The following is a 21,434-nucleotide window of genomic DNA, read 5'->3' on the forward strand; positions in this document are numbered from 1 at the left end:
CACACGCTAATCACCATTGCGGGTCGTGAGCGCCGACTTGCTTGATGATGATTTGTTTGGTGTTGTCATTCACCAGAAAAAAAGCACGGTGTTCACACGTCACACGCATGTGTGCATGCATGAATCCCTTATGCTCACCATTGGGCTTGAAGTTGTTGTAGTTGGGATAGTTCTCGTACAGGCCCGTGGGAAAAACCTTGGCTGCTTCTCGAGGATGCGTATTGTGGTTAATGATCTCTGCCTTGTACTCGTAGTACTTGGCAAGCTGTGCTTTTCCACGTTTTCCCTCATCGAGATAATTGTGACCGGCAAAATCTTCAATAACCGTCCAGTTTGCTGGCGGCTCCGCCTCAGCAGCAGCCGCTCCGGCTTTGCTTGATTTGGAAAACTCTTTTTTGTAAGGCATGCCGAACGTCGCGTATTCCTTTTCAACGATCCTGACTGGCGGCTCGTCAGCCAGTTTCACAAGATACGGGCGCGGCTTCAGTGTTTGCGCGACTGCGTGTCGAACCGCCAGTGCACCCGCAGCAGCCGACGCAATACCCAGCCCCATACTTACCCAGCCGAGTATTTCGCCTACCCGCGACTGCGGGTCATACGCATAGGCAATCTCGCTGCCAACGGCAGTCACCCCTGAAGCGACGCCCAACCCCATTGCCAACAGGGCTAATGGCGTAGCAGCACCGAGGGTCACGATACTCGCGACAATCCCGATAACCCCCAGCGCAAGCCCCGCAATCGACTGCCAGGAAATATGTCCAGTAGGGTCAATGCGGTTGACCGGATCACCCAGGCAGTATGCATAGGCATTCAAACCGCCCGCACCAAACGGACTCATGCTGTCGGGACTGGTGAACCGCATCAGGGTTGGGCTGTAGGCCCGGTAACCGTTGCCGAGCAGGTACAGACCTGTGACTGCATCCAGTTGCTCGCCATTGAAACCCGCAAGGCTGAACAACGCGCCTTCGGCAGGACGATGTCCATAAGGGCTGTAGGCATTGTCTTCCCATTGCTCCCCGTGTAACTGGGTCAGCACCGTTTGCTGTTGATCCGCCCCGAAGATCCGGCTGCCGACGTTAGCCCCGAATTGCTGTTGCCCCAGTATCAGGCCACGATCGCGCACGACACTGCGCGAATCCTCGCCACGAATTTCGCTACTGACTGCCGAGTGGTGATAGTAGCGCTGCATATCCGGCATGCGCGGTTGCGACAGTTCAACGACTCGGTCAAAGCCGTCGTAATGGAAACCACGCACCACATCCCCGCGTGCATTACTCACTTGGGTCAGCCGACCGAAGGCGTCATAAGCCAGAGTGCGCGTCTGATCGTCCTTGATTATTCGACCGTTGGCGTCGTACTCCAGGGAGACCGGCGCGGGATAATCAGCATGGGAGTGCATTACCCCAATAAGCTGCGCCGGATCGATTTCGCTGAAACTGAAGGTCGTTACGTTGACGCCTTGGGGAAAGGTGGTTTGCAGCGTCAGGATGTTGTCCTGCGCGTCGAAGGTAAATATTTGCTGAGCGATCTCCTTTCCGTACGGATCCCGTGGCCGCTGGCTGCCATCACAGTCGTACTGTTTGAGGCGCCCGCGAACGTCGTAAGTGAAACGCTCGTCACGCAGCACGAAAGCGCCGCGCCTCAAAACCTTCTGCGCCAGTTTACCTGCCACGGTGTAGCTGGAGCTCAGCGTCTGAGTGGGCAAACCGCTGACTTCAAAACTTCGGGTTATTTCACGCCCTATATCGTCGTAGGTCAGACGCGTCGTCAACAGGCGCTTGGTCGAAGTATCGCGTGTTTCGATCCTCTCCAGCAGGCCGCGTTTGTCATAGAAATAATCAGCCTGCACCGCACCTTGCTTGAATGAGGTTTTTCGCCCCCAGTTGTCGTACTGCGTCTGATGCTTTGTACCGAGCACATCCATGTAGGTAAGGGGCAAACCGGCGAAAGAATAGGTATGGGAAACCGTCTTGCGCTGTTCGCCGAATTGGCTGGTTTCCGACTTCAGGCGTCCAGAGGGGAAATACTCGAAATGACGCTCGCGACCTTGTTCGATGCAGCTCTTGGTTTTTCCGTTCTGGACATCGTAGGTGAATCGGGTGGTCAACCCGTTATCTTCCCCCTCGGTCACTGCTTTGCGCTCAGTCAACACCCCGCCCAGCTCAGGGGCATGGACTAACTCGATCTTCTGACCCGCTGCATCTGTGGAGGACTTGGGTAGGCTGCGCCCGGCCTCGTAACTGGCGACCGACTTACGCCCCCCCACAGTAATCTCGGTCACACGGTTCAAACCATCGAACCTCTGTTGTCCCAGTGGCAAACCCGCCACTTTGATTTCAACCGGCAGCTCACCAGTGCTATGGGCGGCAAATGTGGTTTCCACGGCATGGCCGTCCGGCAGAACACTGCGAACCATCCGGTCGAACGCATCATATTCGTAGCGAGTGATGTTGCCGGCGGGATCGGTCTGACTCAAGGTTCGGCCCAAACCGTCATATTTATAAACGGTTTTACCCAGGCTTTGATCCTTGAGATCGAACATCTCGACGCTGTCCGGCTTACCGAAAGCATTGACGGCGACAACTGTCTTGCCCATGCCCTGCTGCCAGTTTTGCTGCTGGCGGCTGATCGGGTCGAACACACTATGCTCGATGCGCCCATCGCCATGGCGGGTCTCCGTGACCTGCCCCCAATTGTCGTAAGAAAACTCCGTCTTGACCTCACGCGGAAGGCCTTCCCACCAATCGCTGTGAATGACCTCCACGGGCCGTCCCGACTGGTCATGAAACGCGCTGTAGACCGTGCGCATCGGGCAGTTGCCATGCGTGTCGGGGTTGTCGCAATCCTTTTCCTGAATCGCCATGATGCGGCCCAGACCATCGTATTTGGCGATTTGCATACCACCTGACGAGTCTGTCGTGGTCAGCCTCGCAGGCCTGTTATCTTTGGCAGCCTCATAGTTCCAATGAGTAGAGGAGGCATACGCCGTACCGGCTGCGAGTGTCTTGCGCAGACGGCGGCCAAGCTTGTCGTATTCGTACTCGATAACGCGGTCGTCAGCATCTCGCTCCGACACTATCAGTCCATTCAGGGTCGAGAGCGTTTGCTCACTCGAACTGGTGGTGTTGTCAAAACCGTGCACGGTTTTTTTCAGCACCAGCCTGCTACCGTCTAATACATACGAGTACTCGATGCGAGTTGTCGTGGCATTGCGGACCACGCTTTGCTGTAGCAATAATCCGTGCCTGGCAGGGTCCTTGGGTGTATTGAGATAAGTCAGGTCGACTTGGGAGCGAAGAATCTCACTTCCATCCACCAGTTCGAAAAACTCCTCCTGGATGGGCACCACATTAGCGTGCGTCGCACCTTCGAGTGCGGGATGCAAAGCGTATCGATAGCGGGTAACGGTAGAGGCACCGCCGCCAACCGCAGGCACTACGGTCTTCTGCTTCAGAAAGCGGACAAACCCTAGGGGATCTTTCGGGCAGTCTTTTGATTCGGAGTTTGGGTAGTATTCAAACTGCGTGGTCAGCCCGTTGGCACTCACTTGCTTGACAAGGTTGCCGACAGAGTCGAATTCAGTGGTGGATACCTCGGTGCGCTTTTTTTTGGTCGTGCGGTTTTCATAACTGAGTGTAAGGGACTTGGGCATCCTGAATTGCGGGTCCTGCTCAGTAAACGGCTTGGTGACGTTACAGTGATATTCGGTAGCAGCCGCCGTCACCGCATTACCACACTGCGTCACTTCAGAGACCAACAGATGAAATTTGTTGTAAGTGCGTTTGGTGTGAGTATGGAGCTTACTCCCCACAATCAACTGTTCAGTGGAGCTGTACTGATATTTAGCCTGTGCACGGTAAAGCAGGTCAATGTCATCCTTGCTATCCGCTTCTACACCATAGCCTAGGTAGTTTGGTTCCGAGTAGGTATAGGTCTTGATTATTTTTCGCTGTCCTTGCTTGGCAAAAATATCATGCGCTATCACGTACGGCACGCGTTGCATTCCACCAGGAAGCAAGTGGCCATCGCGCTTGTAGCGAATGATTTCAACGGTCCCGAGAGGCGACTCCACACGACTGACATAATTGATACCGTCAATGATTTCGTACTGGAGATCCCAGCGCCCGCCGACCGGTAAGGCAATGGTGGTGACACGATCATTACTGAATGTCAGCGAGAACTCTGCGCTTTCCAGCATGCCGGGATTCTGCGTCAAAGTAAGCTTGCCAGCAGTACCGCTGACCTTGAGCAGTACTCTTTTTGCATCCCTTATCTCAACGAGTCTTGGTTGCTCATTGAACAAGACATACTTCAAAGCGATGCTTGCGCCGTTCGCAGCGATAATTTTCTTGGGCACCGCGATCTGGGTGGCACCAAAAACCTCAAGCTCTTCTCGCCGACCATCCTTGTAGTGGACGGCATAATGCCCGACACCCGTTTTCAGAACCTTGGCGCTCTCCAGTTTCATTTCCTTGAAAAATAAAGCCTTAGAAGTTTCAGAGGCTTTATAGGTCTCACCGTTGGCCAGCGTCATGACCTTACTGCGCAAGTCATAACGACTGGTCGCCAGCGACCACCCTGAGCCATAACCTGCGTTACGCGTGTCAATAGGGTTGAAGCCCAGCGAAAGATTGAATGATGGTCCGTTAAGGTCGGTAGAGCGAATGGCACCTAGTGTCAGAGCCAAGGTATATATCCCCGTGCGGGGATCTACGCCACCAGCGACAAATCCGCCGAAATTGAATGCATTGGAACGCACTGAATCAGTAGCTTGACTGTTCATGGATAACTCCCTGTCATTTTCGAAAAAAGCACACCAGCTAGCGCCCCGCTTACTTTGCACAGAACAACGAACACGGGGGAATCGCAAAACTTGTCAACTCAATGTGTAAGAGCGAGTAGCAATATCAGGATTGACACGGACTCTGTGCTCGGTACCGTATTCATCAAAAACCTGCAGACTCAATTGAGCCGTACGACCAGGTTTGTTCGGATAGTCTTGTGTCAAATGGCTAAGTATCGATATGACCCCAGGATCCTGAGCCAAAGAGCGAAATCCTTTTGAAGTGCGGGCGGTGACTTGCACACCATAGATCGGCCCAATAAAACCAACATAACTTCTCATCCCATGAGATACATTGAGGGCATTACCCGATGAGAAAAATTCGGTTGCAAACTCTTCGTCGTATCTGGTGTCGAAACTCGTCCAATCCAGCAAATTGATCTGCCGTCCTTCCGCATGTAAAGAGAGACTGTGTAATTCGGTTCGTTCAAAAAGGCTGGGCAGATCAAGAACTCTGGTTTTTTTTATCATGAAATTCGCGATTGGATACTGCTTGGGGGCGATCGCCTCCAGGGTAACGCTACTGTCATAGCCGTTCCGGCCATCGCTTCGATATGTTACGCCTTGCAATGTGATTTCAGCGGCAATCTGAATCGAACCCGGTCGATTGCTGGTGACCCAAAATTCAAAAATCTGCACACGTTCCGATGGACCCGATATCCGGTTATCAGGCGCTGGCACTAGCGGAAAAACGCGGGATGCGCCACCTGACATATCGTGCGCGTAACGGTTCTCCTGAGTCCCGACACTCCAGCTACCCCCCAATGGTGCGGAGGTGTCATAGCCGATCAGCTTGAGAGTCTCAAGGGCCGGATGCCCATAGAGCGACACCTCCTCAGCATTCGAATTTTCTCCCGAAACCAGCACCAATACCCTGACTTGCATACGACCGTTGGCGTAAAGCGCCTTATGCCGAATTGTTGAAGTGTCGAGCGTTACTTGAAACCGCTGAATACTCAAATCTTGCTCAAACATATAAAACCCGTTAACCAATTTATTTACGCAGCACGACAGCGCTGCTTGAGCCGGTATTAATACACGCACTAAACACAAATAAAACAAGCGCTTTATTTCCACTTGTAATGATTAAAAACGCCCCGAATAACACAAACCGAAAAAACTTAGTCAGAGCCAGAAAATAATCTCAACACCGAAACCAACCAAACAGGCAACACAATGCAATACCGAAAACTTTCACACACAAAAAAGCCCACTCACACGAAACCGTTTGCAAAACGCGACTGGAAGTGGACTTTGTTAATATTGTCAATTGTTACTGGAAGGTGATTATCACGTCAGAAAAACTTCAACCCTCGTCACTATCAGACCCTACACCGCTGTCCGAAAATTCGGAAAGCTCGAAAATCTCATCAAACACCTGTTCCTGAGTCCTGATATCGATTTCGCTATCCATACTGGTGTTCTGGAGATAGTCATTGATACGCAATAGTGCTACCTGGCTTAACGGATTACCCCTCAGATCGACATACGTGTCTTGGGTATCCGGGATCTCAAAAAAATCATCCCCGACATCAACAATATTGTTATCCCGTAAATCAAGAATTTTCAGTCTACTCAATTGCTCTACACCGCCAGGAATACCGGTCAGCCCCGAGTTAGCCAGATACAACTCTTTCATCTGACGCATGAATCCCAGATGAGGAGCGACACCCAACGGGTTTCCATCAAGCCTTAACAGTGTCAGCGTTTCGATTCTCGAAAGCCCCTCCGCATCATTTTCGGACAGTCTCAGTGAGCAACCTTTCAAGATCAGGTGTTGCAAGCCACGCATCTGAAAAATGCCCGGAGCGAATCGATCCATGCGCACGTTTTCAAGGACCAGATAAGCCAGGTTGGGGAAGCTGTCGAGAAACCTACCCAATTTCACACCTGGATTGCGCGCCTCCAGCCCCAGCCCGGCCACATGCTCGAATCTGGCGCTCATTTGCGGCAACTCGTCGGTGAAATCGATAAATGAATCGAAGCTTTCATCTGCTACGCCGTCAACTGAAAGCAGCTTTTGCTGCCAAGTGGATTGCAGTTTTTCGCTAAACCTCTGACGCAACCGCGATTGTTCAGCAAACGCCTCGGCGCTCCATTCCACTCCCTTTGATGGATGTGGAGGCACCTCAGCGCGCCACACTTCCAATTCATGACGCAGCGTGGCGAACTCATTTTCCAGACGACTTAAAACTCCAGAGGGGTCGTGCTGTAAACGCTTGTCGATAAAAGCAGCCACGTCTTCATCCGAAATTTCTGGATGAAGATCACGCACGCGACGTTCGAAAGACTTTGGCGATTCAGGCCTGACGTCGGCTCCGCCGCGCAATAGCCCTTCTTGCCGGCCTTGCGTTCTGGCAGCGTTGACGGTGGCTGGTAGCGGTGCCAGGCGCAGCACTTCACTCACCACTCGCCGCGATGGTGAAGGCTGACTACGGATTAATTTTTGCAGCGCCTGGGCAGCGTCGTCCGAGATGCCGAGCGATTGGCGATGTACTGGCAACAACAGGGTCCAGAGTGTCGTATACAGATTTTGCGCACCCAGAACGGACGGCGGGCCGCCGCTTGCAACGATGTAACCATCATCATGACGAATCAGCAGGTGACGATCCGATGACCGGGCATCGCCGATCGCCGCAAAGACGTCTCCGTCAATCGCGCCTTGGCGAATCTCGATACGAATCTGGTGGGGCCAATCCACGAGATCTCCGATCATATGCAGCACTAACCGATCACTGTCGGGATTGACTACCGCCTCCAAATAAATGCCTTCCACGGCCCTTGCCAAGCGAACTTCTCGCAGAGCCAATAGAGCCTCTAGCGCCACTCTCTGTGGGATGCCCGGTTGGTTATGCATATGCAAACGCTCGGCAGCACTGGTATTACGCCATATCGCTCGTGCAGCGGTTTTCGGTAGATCAGGAAATACCCGGCGCATCCGCAAAGTATCTTCATTACAATCGGACTCGAACGCATCCTCAACGTCTTTGAAGCGCGTGAAACTCTCAGGGGCTACCCGGCCCTCCGCCTGTATTTGCTGATCAAGTTCGAATCGCCTGAGGGTGTCCTCCAACAAAAAAGGCACAGGGCGATCATGCGCAATCACATCGCGCAGCACTGCTTCGTTGACCCCGCTCACTGCCAGCATGCGTACAACCGCGGTGTCGGAAAGCTGCGCAACGGAGCGTCCCGATCGGCGAAAAAGTTCTGCGGCCTGCGCTGCAATTAAATCGGAGATAGTAAAACCGTCACTCTCCACTGCAACCCACAACCGGCCCTCGCTGTCAGGCCTCAACAGCGGACCGGAAGGATGCAATTCTCTGGCATGTGTGGCGCGAAACAGGCCACTCTCGGCGTCTCGGACCACTTGTACGATGTGATTATCAGCGACGGCAACATACTGGCGATGCTTCAAGGTTTTGATACCCAGTGCAACGGACTCATCGAGACCCTCTTGTGAGGGTATCCAGTAGCTTTCCAGGGGATCTTGTGCGGAAAACCTTGGGAATTCGTCGAATGTGGAATACGTCGTGGTCGTGCTCACATTGACGCCAGGCGTTATCGCCAGCGGATCCGATGAAAATTGCGAATGCAGCGGTTCCTGATGATGTGCAACAGTCAAATGCGCCACTGTCGAAGACGAGGACAACGGTCGGTGGGAGACATCGATGCTGGAATCGGAGGGTTTGGTTGGGACAGATACAGGTTTGATCTTCGGCGGTTTGCCAGTCATGATCGCTCATCCTTGAGAGGGGGTGCGCTGGCCACACAGAGTGCAGGGCCAACGCGAGTCATCAGAAAAGCACTTTCGTGCATATGCCTGATCATCGACATGGCAGCTTATCTGCAGTCGAAATGCCAAACGCATATACATCTACTACATTCACCGACATTGCATCAGTGAACGAACTCAGCCTCGTTGAAGATATAAATTACGCTCGTGAAAATTCACGCGGATTGCCAATTTATGCTCAGTACCATATTCATCGATCGCGATGAAGTGGAGGACGCCGCCATATTTTTGTGGCCCGGTGTTTTTCGAGTATTCAGATAGAGCCTGGACGATGGTCAACTCCCCGTCGCTTTGAGTATTTACGTGATAATGCTTCGAGTTCCATGTTTGCGCATCACTGGTAAAAGTGTATGCAAACGGATCACCCCTGTCAGGCAAAGAGACGACGACACTGGATGTTTCGGGACGCACGAAAATGCATTCCATGTAATTTGTTTTTATTTCGTTAAGCCGGTTACCACCCGCAAAATCGTAATCCTTGCCCTCTTCTGCCCCCTCTGCAATCCAGTCGACCAGCCGGATCTGCTTCCCACCCGGGTACAGTCCCAAATGGTACTTCCAGATACGGTTACCGGGCGACTCATTGCCAATTCTGGTCTGGTACAACCGAAATACTCCGTCTACACCATATGTCGAAGGCGTTTCCGCTTCCACAGTCACGCTGCTGTAATGAACACTGGCAGGCGTGGTTCCGTTACTGAGGATCGTCTCGCCATTCACGGACAGGCGCGCACCGATCTCAGTCGTTCCGGCGCTCGATGAGGAAACCCAGAACGTACGAACCTGTGGATGAACGCTGTCATTCTCAAGATCATCGTCGTGCCTGTCTTCGGCGTCAGGTGCAGGACGTGCCTCACGCGTAAACCGCCCTTGGACTGAGCTCGCGACCCAGCCATCGCGCAAGGTCTTGCCGGTCGCGTAATGAATAAGCTGGATGCTTTCCATTACATCTGCGGGTACATGCATTGCGTTGCCGTCGGCGTCCACTCCGGCAACGAGTACTTGAACTTTGACCTGCATTCGGCCATTAGCGACAAGTGCCCTGCTTTGAGTATTATTACCAGCATCAAACTTGACTTTTAAACTGGACAGCCCCGCCAGAGTGGGCGGATTGTCATTTTGATTATCTTGAAGATCCATGCTTTCACTCACAATGCAGCTCCTTTGTAAGAATATAATTTGATACTGACATCGAAAATATGTCAGCAAAAAAACTACATACCCATCAAGCAAAGATCAAACTGAAAAGTGTAAGAAATATGCGCGCACCAGTCACAAACAACATATTTGCCATTAATCAACTTCAATGACAAGAACGCACGATCTATCAGTGTTCGTCGTTATAAACGAACTTCGGCATTTCCCAATGAAAACGAATGGCCAGCAGACGCAACAGGAATCCGCCAAACAAAGTGATCAGAATGGCTTGTTCACCTGGCACATTGAGATAAAGACACAACATGTAGCACCACGCCGCAGCAAATGAGACGCTGGCGTAAAGTTCGCGGCGAAAGATCAAGGGAATATCGTTGCAGAAGATATCGCGAAGAATACCGCCAAAGACGCCGGTGATGACTCCGCTGACGGAAGCCACCAACATGCCGTGACCCATTTCCAGCGCCGTCATGCAACCGATCAAAGTAAATGCCACCAGTCCAACTGCATCGAGCACCAGAAACAGCGAGCGCAGGTGGCGCATCCAGCGCGCAGCGAATACGGTGAACATCGCCGCCACCGAGGTCAGCACCAGATATTCCGGATGTTTGACCCAGGTCAGCGGGTAGTGCCCGAGCAACACGTCGCGCACCGAACCGCCACCGAGCGCGGTGATGCAGGCGATCAGCACCACGCCGAACCAGTCCATGCCACGTCGTCCGGCGGACAGCGCGCCAGTCATGGCTTCGGCGGTAATGGCGATCAGATAGAGCATCAGCAACATGATGGCAGTCCAGGCAGGAAGGCGCGCAGTCTAGCCATTTCAGCGCCGCACCAGAAGAGGGCGCGCCTTTCGCGAGCCGGCTCGCTCCCCACATGAGGTGCATTCCGTGCGGGAACGAGCCAGCTCGCGAAGCGTCAGAGCGGACACCGCCGCATCAGAATTTGATGAAGTGCTTGCGGTAATGCTGCAACTCGGCGATCGATTCGCGAATGTCGTCCAGGGCCAGGTGCGTGCTGCCCTTCTTGAAGCTGTCGCGCACGTCCGGAGCCCAGCGTGCGGCCAGTTCCTTGAGCGTCGAGACGTCGAGGTTGCGGTAGTGGAAGTAGCTTTCCAGCGCCTTCATGTGGGTATAAAGAAAGCGACGGTCCTGGCAGATGCTGTTGCCGCAGATCGGCGATTTGCCCTTCGGCACCCACTTTTCCAGGAAGGCAATGGTCTCAGCTTCTGCCTCAGCCATGCTGATGCGGCTTTCACGTACACGCTGGGTCAGGCCGGAATTACCGTGAGTGCGGGTGTTCCATTCGTCCATGCGCGCGAGCACTTCGTCGCTGTGATGGATGGCGATCACCGGGCCTTCGGCCAATGTATTCAGCTCACTGTCGGTGACGATGGTGGCCATTTCGATGATGACATCGTTGTCCGGGTCCAGACCGGTCATTTCCAGGTCGATCCAGATCAGGTTCTGCGGGTTTTGCATATTCGGGCTCCTAGGCAATGCTGCGCAGTTTAGCCTAGGCCGGTGGCCGGGCGTGCTAAACTCGCGGCCGTTTTACCTAATCGCTGCATTCTTCAGACGGAACACCCATGGCCAAACGCCAACTCAATCGTCGTCAAAACTGGCGCATCGAAAAGATTCAGGGCGAGCGCGCCGCACGCGCCGCCAAACGCGAGTCCTCGGCGGTCGAGGCCCTCGAGGGCGGCGACCTTGGCCCTGAGCAGCACGGCCTGGTGATCGCCCACTTCGGTGTGCAGGTCGAAGTCGAAGCTGTTGACGGCGAACTCGCCGGCCAAGTGTTCCGCTGCCACTTGCGCGCCAACCTGCCAGCGCTGGTCACCGGCGACAAAGTGGTCTGGCGCGCCGGCAACCAAGGCATTGGCGTGATCGTCGCGCAACTGCCGCGCAGCACCGAACTGTGCCGCCCCGACAGCCGTGGCCAGCTCAAACCGGTTGCTGCCAACGTCGACATGATCGTCATCGTGTTCGCGCCGCTGCCCGAGCCTCACGCCAACCTGATCGACCGCTATCTGGTCGCCGCCGAACATGCCGGCATCCGCCCGCTTCTGCTGCTGAACAAATTCGACCTGATTGACGAGCAGAACGCCCCGGCGCTGAACGCGTTGCTGGCGGTGTATCGCACGCTGGGTTATCCGGTGCTGGAAGTCTCGGCGCACCACGGCGATGGCATGGAGCAGCTGCAAAAGCAGCTCGACGGACGCATCAGCGTGTTCGTCGGCCAGTCCGGCGTCGGCAAGTCGTCGCTGGTCAACAGCCTGCTGCCGGAAGTCGAAACCCGCGTCGGGCCGTTGTCGGAATTGTCCGGTCAGGGCACGCACACCACCACCACCGCGCGCCTGTTCCACTTCCCCGGTGGCGGTGAACTGATCGACTCCCCGGGCATCCGCGAATTCGGTCTGGGCCACGTCAGCCGCGCCGACGTCGAAGCCGGTTTCATCGAGTTCGATGACCTGCTTGGCACTTGCCGCTTCCGCGACTGCAAGCACGATCGCGAACCGGGTTGTGCACTGCTCAAGGCCCTGGAAGATGGCCGCATCCAGCAGCAACGGATGAACAGCTATCGCTCGATCATCGCCAGCCTGCCTGAAAACGGCTATTAAACAGCCACGCCGGCAGCCCTACGCGATGGGCTGCCGGTTGTCGGACTGCGTCTGACTCACCTCTCCTCCTCTTAAACGTCAGCTTCTTCTGTAGGCACTTGCACGACTGCTTGCAGGACCTTTCTGTTTTGCCGCGCAGACCTTGTAGGCCTGAGCCAGCGGCCTACATTTCTTTCCTCCTTCGCTCACAGCGACCATCGAGGAAAGCCATGCCAACCTGTGTTTTGTTCATCATCCATTCGTCTCGCGACGCCCGCCCGTGCAATACCCACAGAATCCCCGGCGCGATCCGCCTGCACAAGGCGGTGTGACCATGCGCAAAGGATTGTTCATCGGTATCAACGATTACACGCATATCGGCGGGCTCAGCGGCTGTTGCAACGACGCCATGGCCATGGCTTCGGTATTGAAAAGCAACGCCAACGGCGACCCCAACTTCAAAAATGTCGGACTGACGTCTGCCGAGGATTACCTGAGCCGGGAAAAACTCGAAGACCAGATCCGCGAGTTGTTTTCCGGTGACTGCAACGTCGCCCTGCTGTATTTCGCCGGCCATGGCGGTTTCGATGCCGACACAAACGAAGGCATGTTGATCGCGCAGGACTACCGCAACGCCCAGAACGGCATCCGCATCAGCGACATTATCAACTGGGCGGACAAAGCCACGCGGATCAAAAACAAAATGATCATCCTCGACTGCTGCGAAAGCGGTTCAGCCGGAGAAGTGCGCGCCCTGCGCAGCGAGAGCAGTATGGTCAGCGAGGGTATGACGATCCTCACCGCCTGCAAAAAAGCCGAGCCGGCGCTGGAGGGCGCGCAGCACGGCGTATTCACCGGCCTGCTCCTGCAAGCGCTGCATGGCGGCGCGGCGAATATCCTCGGCAAAATCACCCCCGGCAGTCTGTATTCCTTCGTCGACAACGCCCTCGGTGCCTGGGAGCAGCGTCCGGTGTTCAAGACCAATGTGTCGCAGTTCATTTCCCTGCGCGAAGTCTCGCCGCTGATTCCCAAGGAGATCCTGCGCAAATTGCCCGACTGGTTTGCCGAAGCCGAATCGGTCTTGCCGCTCGACCCCAGCTACGAACCCACCGAGAAGGCGTTCGTGCCTGAGCACGGCGAGATCTTCGCCCAGTTGCAGAAGTGCAACCGGCACAGCCTGATCGAACCGGTCGACGCCGAGCACATGTACTACGCCGCCATTCACTCGACCGGCTGCCGCCTGACGGCACTCGGCGCCTATTACCGCGAACTCGCCCTCAAAGGACATTTCTGATGCCAGTCTTTATCAGCTATCGCCACATGGATCGCGCCCATGCGATCGCCATCAACACCCGCCTGACCCAGGCGAAGATCAGGACTTACCTCGACGTGCTGGATCCGGAATCGCAGACCACCGACGACATCACCGGGGTCATTACCCGCAACATCACCGAGTGCACGCATCTGCTGGCGGTGGTATCGGAGAAGACTGCACTGTCGTGGTGGGTGCCGTTCGAGATTGGCGAGGCGACGATCAGCAACCGGCGGATCTGTACGTTCAAGACCGGACCTGCGCAACTGCCGATCTATCTGGACAAATGGCCGAAGCTGAGCACGGCCAGCGATCTGGATTTCTTTATCGATGCGTATCGTGATGAGGTGTCGAACCAGCGCTCGATAACCCTGGACTCGTTCAGCGACTCGGTGAAAGGGGCGTACAAGCGAGATGCGGAGATGTTTCATGAACAGTTGAAGAATCGGATTCGTCGGGGATTCTGAGACTGTGCCGGCCTGTCCCCGATGATTTTAGCAACGCTACGAAATGGTCAGAGGCATGAAGCGATAGCCACAAAAAAGCCGACATCACTGTCGGCTTTTTTTCACTTACTGCTTCGGCGCAGGCGCAGGCGCTGCACCCCCCGGCTCGGCCGGTTTCGGCGCCGCATCGTCAAACAGATTCAACCGCTCGCGCAACTCGTGAGCCGGCACTGGCTGTTTGTCCGCCGGCAGCGCATTCGGATCAACCGGGGCTGCCGGAGCAGCACCGTTCTGACCTTCATCCGCCGGTTTCGCCGCCTCAGGCCCCTGCGCACCTTCGATGGCGGCCTGGGCTTTCTTCGTCAGCACGACAATATCGATGCGGCGGTTGACCGGGTTGAACGGATTTTCCCGATCAAACAACGCCGACGAGGCATAACCGACCACCCGCGCCACCTGTGCATCCGGATAGCTGCCCGCGACCAATGCGCGACGCGCGGCGTTGGCACGGTTGGCCGAGAGTTCCCAGTTGCCGTAGTCGCCAGTGCCGATGTACGGCTTGGCGTCGGTGTGGCCGCTGATGCTGATCTTGTTCGGCACCGCTTTGATGGTGTCGGCCATGGCCAGCAGGATGTCTTCGAAGTACGGCTTCAGGCGTGCGGATCCGGAGTCGAACATCGGCCGGTTCTCGGCGTCCATGATCTGGATGCGCAAGCCGTTCGGGGTGATTTCGAAGAGGATCTGATCCTTGAATTTCTGCAGTTGCGGGTTCTCGTCGACCTTGTTCTGCAGTTCTTGCAGGAGCAGTTCGAGACGCTCCTTCTCGACCTGCTCAGCCATGCCTTCAACCTGATCGGTGTCGACCGTGACCTTGTCCGGTTGCGGCTGCGACTTCACTTCCGGGTTGAGGGTGTTTTCCGGCGCCAGGGTCGGTGTACCGCCGAGGTCGATGATGTACGGCGTGCCGCTTTCGGAGAAGCCGACCGGGTCCTTGAAATAACCGGCGATGGCGATCTTCTGTTCCGGCGTAGCGGTGGACAGCAGCCACAGCACCAAGAAGAACGCCATCATCGCCGTGGCGAAGTCGGCGAAGGCGATTTTCCACGCCCCGCCGTGGTGCCCGGCAGCAATGCGCTTGACGCGCTTGACGATGATCGGCTGATTATTTTCCATTTCTTAACGACCGCGAACCGCTTGTTCCAACTCGGCGAAGCTTGGACGGTGCGCCGGGTACAGAACCTTGCGCCCGAACTCGACCGCCAGCGACGGCGGCATGCCGGACGCCGAAGCCACCAGCGAGGCCTTGATGGCTTCGTAGACGTTGAGCTCTTCCTTGGCATCGTGGGCCAGGGAATGCGCCAGCGGACCGAAGAAACCGTACGCCGCGAGAATACCGAAGAAGGTACCGACCAGTGCCGCACCCACGTGCAGACCGATCGACGCCTGGTCGCCCTCGCCCAACGAAGCCATGGTCACCACGATACCGAGTACCGCCGCAACGATACCGAAACCGGGCATGCCGTCGGCGATGCCGTTGACTGCGTGCGATGGGTGCTCGAGGTCTTCCTTGAGGCTGTACAGCTCCATGTCGAACAGGCCTTCCAGTTCGTGCGGAGCCATGTTGCCGGAAGACATGATGCGCAGATAATCGCAGACGAACGCGGTCATGCGTTCATCCTTGAGCACCGCCGGGTACTTGGCGAAGATCGGACTCGCGGCGGCATCTTCGATGTCGCCTTCGATGGCCATCATGCCTTCGCGGCGGCTCTTGTTGAGGATCTCGTAGATCAGCCCGAGCACTTCCAGATAGAAGGTGTGGGTGAAACGCGAACCGAACATGCTCAGGGATTTCTTGAGCACGTGCATCGTCATGTAACCGGGGTTGGCCTGGAGGAACGCGCCGAGGGCCGCACCGCCGATGATCATCACCTCGAAAGGCTGGATCAGGGCGGCAATCTTGCCGTGGGAGAGCACGTATCCGCCGAGCACGCTCGCGAATACGACGATGATGCCGATAATTTTAGCCATAGGTAGAAGGTACTTGTTTAAGTCGGGTTCAAGGTCATATTCGGAAGTTAAAAAATCTCTTCTTCTACTTATCGGCAAAACTGCGCCAGACTATAGCCAGTTCAGGCGAAAAGCCAATTTAGCCCATGCCGGGCGCGTCTACAGTCAGTGAAGATCTCGTCCAGACATGGCTAATGAAACGAACATTCCACACGCACAACCGACCACCCTCCAGGCTTGGGTCAAGCTGCTCGACAGCGTTCGCCTGCCCGTACCACAAGAGGCTCACGACAAAGTCTGCCGGGCGATCCGCGACAATCGCAGCTCGCTGCGCGACATCGCCGAGTTGATGCAGGACAGCCCGGCGCTGGCCTTGAGCATCATCCGTGAGGCGAATCGTCACACCCACGGCACCATGGCCGCGCCAGCGGAAAATCTCGAGGTGGCAATCAATCGCCTGGGCCTTACGCGCACCGAAGAATTGCTCGCGCGCCTGCCCGCCGAACCGCACCGGCAGATCCCCAAGGCCTTGCGTCAGTTGCAACTGATCAGCCAACACGCGACACAGCAGGCCAACGGTTTTTTTGCCAGTCGCCTGGCGCGGCTGTGGCAGGACATCCACTGGGGCAGTCTGCTGTTTTTGTCGCCGCTGTGGCCGTTGGCACTGACCTATCCGCAGTTGCTCGAAGAGTGGGAACTGCGGGTGATCCACAAGGGCGAGTCGGCGCGTGTGGTCGAAAAGCAATTGTTCGGCGTGCGCCTGTTGAAAATTGCCGAGGCACTGGTCCAGGCCTGGCATCTGCCGATCTGGGTCGAGCAAGGCTACAAGTTGCTGCTCAGCGAACAACGCGAACTGGTCAAAGTGCTGCGCATCGCTCGTGACAGCGAGCACCCACTGCGCCAGCAGAATCGCCTCGACGAGGACCCGACGCTACGCCGCTGGCTCAATCAACCCGCCAATACCGTGCTGCTCGCCAACGGCCTGGCGCTGTCGGCGCAACAGGCCTGGGACAGTCCGCACAGCAAGCGCTGGCAGTACCTGACCAGCCTGTATCTGCAGATTTCCATGGACGAAGTGCAGCAACAGTTGCACCAGCAAGCGGCGAACAGCGCGCGTCAGCATGCAATGCCCGATCTGTGGCACCCGGCGGTTTCGCTGATCTGGCCGTGGGGCACTCGTCGCTTGCCGGCCGGCATGCTCCCGGCAGCAGCGCCGAACGCGGATGATCTGGGCCAGTGGCGTCGGCAATGCGCCGAACTGCTCGCCGAGCCCAGCCGCTTCACCAATGCCATGAGCCTGACCGTCGCCGCCCGCGAGGCACTGGTAGCCAGCGGCATGCGCCGGGTCATGATTCTGATGGCCGACCGCACGCACTCGACCCTGCGCGTGCACCAGACCGCCGGGTTGCCGAAGGATGCGGCGGCGCTGAGTTTTGTCGTCAGCCAGAGCAAAGTCCTGCAACGCCTGCTCGCTCAGCAGGCGCAGGTGCGGATCACGCCGGAGAACAACGGGCAATTCTCTGCCTTATTGCCAGCGAGCCTGCGCACGTTGTTTCGCGGTGAGCATCTGTTCCTGCGTTCGCTGGTCAACAACGGCCGGGTGATCATGATCGTCGTTGCCGATCAGGGCGGCGGGCCGTTCGCCGACATCACTGTGCAGGCCTTCGGCAAAACTGCGCAGTGCATCGAAAAAGCCCTGCACAGCTTTAGCAGCCGCGGCCAATGAGCCTGCGCTACAATCCTCCCCTTTGTGCTCTGGAGACCTCACATGTCTGACTTCTCTGGCTTGCCGCTTGTCATCGAGCCGAGCGACCTGCTGCCGCGTCTGGAGTCCCCGGAACTGATTCTGGTGGACCTGACCAGCCCTGCCCGGTATGCCGAAGGTCACTTGCCCGGCGCACGTTTTGTCGACCCGAAACGCACCCAGCTCGGCCAGCCACCGGCGCCCGGGCTGATGCCGGCGAAGGCCGATCTGGAAGCGTTGTTTGGTGAACTCGGTCATCGCAAAGATGCGGTCTATGTCGTGTATGACGATGAGGGCGGTGGCTGGGCCGGACGCTTCATCTGGCTGCTCGATGTCATTGGCCACGACAAGTACCACTATATAGACGGTGGCCTGCCGGCCTGGCTGGCGGACGGTATGCCGATGTCGATTCAGGTGCCGGCCGCCGTCGGTGGCCCGGTCTCGCTGACCCTGCACGACGAACCGACCGCCACCCGCGAATACCTGCAAAGCCGTCTCGGCGCCGCCGATCTGGCGATCTGGGATGCGCGTGGGCCGCTGGAGTATTCCGGCGAGAAAGTCCTCGCTGCCAAGGGTGGACACATCCCCGGCGCGGTCAATTTCGAATGGACCGCCGGCATGGACCAGACGCGTCAGCTGCGTATCCGCAGCGACATGCCGCAGATCCTCGAAAACCTCGGGATCACCAAGGACAAGGAAATCATTACCCACTGCCAGACCCATCACCGGTCGGGCTTCACTTATCTGGTGGCCAAAGCCCTCGGTTATCCGCGGGTCAAGGGCTACGCCGGTTCCTGGGGCGAATGGGGCAACCACCCTGATACGCCAGTCGAGATTCAAGGTTTTAAGGACAACTAATGAAAGAGCGTCTGTTTATCCTCAGCCAGTACCTGCTGCCGCATCACCTGCTGTCGCGCCTGGCCGGCTGCATCGCCGAATGCCGTGTGCGCTGGTTCAAGAATGCCTTCACCCAATGGTTTGCCAAGCGTTATCAAGTGGACATGTCGCAAGCACTGGTCGAAGACCTGACCGCTTACGAGCACTTCAACGCCTTCTTCACGCGCGCCCTGAAAGACGGCGCGCGTCCACTGGACGAGACCCCGGGCGCGATCCTCAGCCCGGCCGACGGTGCGGTGAGTCAGCTCGGCCCGATCGAGCACGGTCGCGTGTTCCAGGCCAAGGGCCACAGTTTCAGCGTGCTCGAATTGCTCGGCGGTGATGCGGCCAACGCAGCGCCATTCATGGGCGGCGATTTCGCCACGATCTACCTGTCGCCGAAGGACTACCACCGCGTGCACATGCCTCTGGCCGGCACCCTGCGCGAAATGGTCTACATCCCGGGCCGCATTTTCTCGGTGAACCAGACTACTGCCGAAAACGTCCCGGAGCTGTTCGCCCGCAACGAGCGCGTGGCGTGCATTTTCGACACCGAACGCGGGCCGATGGCCGTGGTGCTGGTCGGGGCGATGATCGTCGCTTCGATTGAAACCGTGTGGGCCGGTCTGGTCACGCCACCGAAGCGCGAGCTGAAAACCTTCCGCTACGACGAAGCCGCACGCGCACCGATTCATCTGGAAAAAGGCGCGGAACTGGGGCGCTTCAAGCTCGGTTCAACGGCGATCGTGCTGTTTGGCCCGGATCAGGTGAAGTGGGCTGAAGAGCTGGTGGCCGGCTCGCCAGTGCAGATGGGCCAAGGTCTGGCGCTGCCAAAAGCGTGACCCTGTTCGCGGAAGCAGCCGAGGCTGCTTCCGCAAACTGCGGCATTTGCTGCTATGGTTTTGCTCATGAGCCAGACCAACTTTTCTCCCAAGCTGCGCGCTCCGACTGCCACGCAAACGCGCCTGTCGTTCTGCGACGCCAGCCCGCGTGACCTCAAGCGCTGGATCGCCGGCCTGCCCAAGGCCAACATCGGCGAAACCGCCCGCCTGCTCTATCAAGGCCTCGGCGAACTGAACCTGTTGCTCACTCCCAGCGACAATCGCCTGCAACTCCTGGAACTGCTGCGGCCCGAGGTGTATTTCGTCTGCCAGCATCTGGAACGGCACTTTCTCCATCAGGCGATCATGCTCGACGAGCGCTCGCGCAAAGTCAGCAACCTGTGTCAGGCGCTGCAGGGTCAGTTGGCCATCGGCTATAAACAGATCGTTCTGCGCATCCTGCCCAAATACAGCAAGGACCGCGCGACGTTGGTCAGCACCGCCTTGCAACGCGCGGCGCATGCTCTCAAGGCGCAACTGGTGCGCGCCACGCAGTTGTACAGTTCTCCGCCGGAACATGTGTGGTTCGAATTGCACCAGCTGTATCGCAGCGCGGCGCAATTGCAGCTGCAACAACGGCGGCTGCGCGATGATCTGGCCTTTTTGACCAGCGAACTGAGCGTCGAACAGACCTACATCGCCGCCCTGCTATTGGGCAGTGCCCGTTGCAACCAATTGCGTCAAAGCCAGATTACCCGGCTGGCCGAGGTGATCGAGCCGTGGAGCGCCCTGCTCAAGCTGCATCCCGGCAGCGCCGACGACGGTTTGTTCGCCATCAGCCCGGAACTCGATGTCGGTCCGCGCTACCGCAAGATGTTTCGCAGCGAACAACAGAACGGGCTGCTGGGCTTCGATCCGCAACCGCTGGTCAAACAGCTCGAAACGCACCTGCTGCACCAGTCCACCTCGACCCCACTGCCCGTTTCCGCCGGCCTCAGCGTCGACACCCTGCAACATCTGCACGCTACTTGGGGCCAAGCGGCGGAACGGAGTTTTCAGCGGATCGCCGGCCAAGGCACATTGACTGTGTGCGTCGGCATGAGCGCCCTGCACTTCTACCTCGGCGGCGAGCGCACTTTCAGCGAGTTGCTCAAACATCCCGGTGCCCGCGCGGCAAACTTCAGCAGCGTCGTGGCCAGCGGCGAAAAGGACAGCTGGAGTCAGGCGTTCGACGCTGCCCCGCAAAGTAACGATGAGCTGTTGCCGTACGAGGAAATCCAGTACGACCAGTTGACCGAGGACGACGGCCCGGGCAACGCGCCGAACTATCCGACTTACGCCTTGCCGGTGATCAACCATAGCCCCGGCGGCTATTGCCTGGCCTGGCCCAGCGAAGTACCGGCGGAGTTGCAGGCCGGGGAAATGCTCGGGATTCAGGACAGCGAGGGCAAAGGCTGGAGCATTGCGGTGATTCGCTGGATCCGCCAGGTGCGCGGCAGCGGCACGCAGATGGGCATTGAACTGGTAGCGCCACACGCGCAGCCGTGCGGCTTGCAACTGGTGCGAACGAAAGATGATCACAGCCAGTATTTGCGCGGTTTGCTGTTGCCGGAAATCAGTGCGATCGATGTGCCGGCCACCGTGCTTGCGCCGCGCCTGCCCTTTCAGGAAGGCAACAAGGTGTTGATCAATACACAGGGCGAAGAACACCGCGCCGGGCTGGATCGGCGGGTGGCGAGTACGCACAGCTTCAACCAGTTCGCCTATCGCTCGCTGGATCCTGCGCAGAATGGCGGGGGTGAGGAGGATTTTGATTCGTTGTGGAATTCGCTTTAAAG

At 57.1% G+C, this 21,434-nt stretch carries 15 protein-coding genes; 7 read left to right on the plus strand and 8 right to left on the minus strand.

The features are described from left to right. Positions 1-10: 10 nt before the first annotated feature. From ACYSTU_RS08590 to orn, 6 genes are all read right to left on the minus strand, one after another. Entirely contained in the window at positions 11-4,783 is a 4,773-nt protein-coding gene (locus ACYSTU_RS08590) for an RHS repeat domain-containing protein (RefSeq protein ID WP_498997462.1), read from the minus strand. A 93-nt stretch (positions 4,784-4,876) separates the two neighbouring features. Continuing rightward, positions 4,877-5,818 carry a hypothetical protein gene (locus ACYSTU_RS08595; protein WP_217879219.1) on the minus strand — a complete coding sequence of 314 codons (942 nt, stop codon included), beginning with the start codon at positions 5,816-5,818 and terminating at the stop codon, positions 4,877-4,879. Between the two features lie 331 nt (positions 5,819-6,149). Next, complete coding sequence (locus ACYSTU_RS08600; protein ID WP_498997465.1) at positions 6,150-8,576, minus strand: leucine-rich repeat domain-containing protein; 2,427 nt, start codon at positions 8,574-8,576, stop codon at positions 6,150-6,152. A 177-nt stretch (positions 8,577-8,753) separates the two neighbouring features. Beyond that, positions 8,754-9,788: a hypothetical protein gene (locus ACYSTU_RS08605; protein WP_498997468.1), complete on the minus strand. Its 1,035-nt coding sequence runs from the start codon at positions 9,786-9,788 to the stop codon at positions 8,754-8,756. 175 nt (positions 9,789-9,963) lie between these two features. After that, positions 9,964-10,578, minus strand: a complete 615-nt coding sequence (locus ACYSTU_RS08610; protein ID WP_174823854.1) for a trimeric intracellular cation channel family protein — start codon at positions 10,576-10,578, stop codon at positions 9,964-9,966. A gap of 151 nt (positions 10,579-10,729) precedes the next feature. After that, positions 10,730-11,272 (minus strand): oligoribonuclease, encoded by a 543-nt coding sequence (orn, locus tag ACYSTU_RS08615; protein WP_110644898.1) that lies wholly within the window; start codon positions 11,270-11,272, stop codon positions 10,730-10,732. Between the two features lie 107 nt (positions 11,273-11,379). Between orn and rsgA the strand changes: the two genes are divergently transcribed. The 3 genes from rsgA (at position 11,380) to ACYSTU_RS08630 (ending at position 14,169) form a co-directional block, all read left to right on the plus strand. Continuing rightward, positions 11,380-12,411: a small ribosomal subunit biogenesis GTPase RsgA gene (gene rsgA / locus ACYSTU_RS08620; protein ID WP_024011360.1), complete on the plus strand. Its 1,032-nt coding sequence runs from the start codon at positions 11,380-11,382 to the stop codon at positions 12,409-12,411. Between the two features lie 313 nt (positions 12,412-12,724). Beyond that, complete coding sequence (locus tag ACYSTU_RS08625) at positions 12,725-13,684, plus strand: caspase family protein (RefSeq protein ID WP_498997472.1); 960 nt, start codon at positions 12,725-12,727, stop codon at positions 13,682-13,684. Continuing rightward, positions 13,684-14,169, plus strand: coding sequence for a toll/interleukin-1 receptor domain-containing protein (locus ACYSTU_RS08630; protein WP_130927439.1), 486 nt, complete (start codon positions 13,684-13,686; stop codon positions 14,167-14,169). Before ACYSTU_RS08625 ends, ACYSTU_RS08630 begins: the two co-directional genes overlap by 1 nt. Positions 14,170-14,274: 105 nt before the next feature. Here ACYSTU_RS08630 and motB read toward each other — a convergent pair whose 3' ends face one another. Both motB and motA read right to left on the minus strand, forming a co-directional pair. Further along, on the minus strand, positions 14,275-15,321 hold the full coding sequence (motB, locus tag ACYSTU_RS08635; protein WP_136492345.1) for a flagellar motor protein MotB: 1,047 nt from the start codon (positions 15,319-15,321) through the stop codon (positions 14,275-14,277). Positions 15,322-15,324: 3 nt separating this feature from the next. After that, on the minus strand, positions 15,325-16,176 hold the full coding sequence (motA, locus tag ACYSTU_RS08640) for a flagellar motor stator protein MotA (RefSeq protein ID WP_024011357.1): 852 nt from the start codon (positions 16,174-16,176) through the stop codon (positions 15,325-15,327). Between the two features lie 166 nt (positions 16,177-16,342). Between motA and ACYSTU_RS08645 the strand changes: the two genes are divergently transcribed. The 4 genes from ACYSTU_RS08645 to ACYSTU_RS08660 all read left to right on the plus strand — a co-directional run bounded on the left by ACYSTU_RS08645 (position 16,343) and on the right by ACYSTU_RS08660 (position 21,432). Continuing rightward, on the plus strand, positions 16,343-17,881 hold the full coding sequence (locus tag ACYSTU_RS08645; protein WP_217879215.1) for an HDOD domain-containing protein: 1,539 nt from the start codon (positions 16,343-16,345) through the stop codon (positions 17,879-17,881). A 42-nt stretch (positions 17,882-17,923) separates the two neighbouring features. After that, positions 17,924-18,757, plus strand: a complete 834-nt coding sequence (gene rhdA, locus ACYSTU_RS08650) for a thiosulfate sulfurtransferase (RefSeq protein WP_136492346.1) — start codon at positions 17,924-17,926, stop codon at positions 18,755-18,757. Next, a complete protein-coding gene (gene asd, locus ACYSTU_RS08655) occupies positions 18,757-19,617 on the plus strand; it encodes an archaetidylserine decarboxylase (RefSeq protein ID WP_024011354.1) in 861 nt (286 codons plus the stop codon). The genes rhdA and asd overlap by 1 nt, the downstream gene beginning before the upstream one ends. Positions 19,618-19,683: 66 nt before the next feature. Beyond that, positions 19,684-21,432, plus strand: a complete 1,749-nt coding sequence (locus tag ACYSTU_RS08660; RefSeq protein WP_498997481.1) for a cyclic-di-GMP receptor FimW-related protein — start codon at positions 19,684-19,686, stop codon at positions 21,430-21,432. Positions 21,433-21,434: the final 2 nt, after the last annotated feature.

This window comes from Pseudomonas glycinis, from assembly GCF_054871425.1.

What these genes read in the sequence shown, in the direction of transcription:
- rhdA (WP_136492346.1), top strand. Translation starts at nt 17,924, where the DNA reads ATGTCTGACTTCTCTGGCTTGCCGCTTGTCATCGAGCCGAGCGACCTG.
- ACYSTU_RS08600 (WP_498997465.1), bottom strand. Translation starts at nt 8,576, where the DNA reads ATGACTGGCAAACCGCCGAAGATCAAACCTGTATCTGTCCCAACCAAA.
- ACYSTU_RS08625 (WP_498997472.1), top strand. Translation starts at nt 12,725, where the DNA reads ATGCGCAAAGGATTGTTCATCGGTATCAACGATTACACGCATATCGGC.
- motA (WP_024011357.1), bottom strand. Translation starts at nt 16,176, where the DNA reads ATGGCTAAAATTATCGGCATCATCGTCGTATTCGCGAGCGTGCTCGGC.
- ACYSTU_RS08595 (WP_217879219.1), bottom strand. Translation starts at nt 5,818, where the DNA reads ATGTTTGAGCAAGATTTGAGTATTCAGCGGTTTCAAGTAACGCTCGAC.
- ACYSTU_RS08590 (WP_498997462.1), bottom strand. Translation starts at nt 4,783, where the DNA reads ATGAACAGTCAAGCTACTGATTCAGTGCGTTCCAATGCATTCAATTTC.
- motB (WP_136492345.1), bottom strand. Translation starts at nt 15,321, where the DNA reads ATGGAAAATAATCAGCCGATCATCGTCAAGCGCGTCAAGCGCATTGCT.
- asd (WP_024011354.1), top strand. Translation starts at nt 18,757, where the DNA reads ATGAAAGAGCGTCTGTTTATCCTCAGCCAGTACCTGCTGCCGCATCAC.
- ACYSTU_RS08630 (WP_130927439.1), top strand. Translation starts at nt 13,684, where the DNA reads ATGCCAGTCTTTATCAGCTATCGCCACATGGATCGCGCCCATGCGATC.
- ACYSTU_RS08645 (WP_217879215.1), top strand. Translation starts at nt 16,343, where the DNA reads ATGGCTAATGAAACGAACATTCCACACGCACAACCGACCACCCTCCAG.
- ACYSTU_RS08660 (WP_498997481.1), top strand. Translation starts at nt 19,684, where the DNA reads ATGAGCCAGACCAACTTTTCTCCCAAGCTGCGCGCTCCGACTGCCACG.
- orn (WP_110644898.1), bottom strand. Translation starts at nt 11,272, where the DNA reads ATGCAAAACCCGCAGAACCTGATCTGGATCGACCTGGAAATGACCGGT.
- rsgA (WP_024011360.1), top strand. Translation starts at nt 11,380, where the DNA reads ATGGCCAAACGCCAACTCAATCGTCGTCAAAACTGGCGCATCGAAAAG.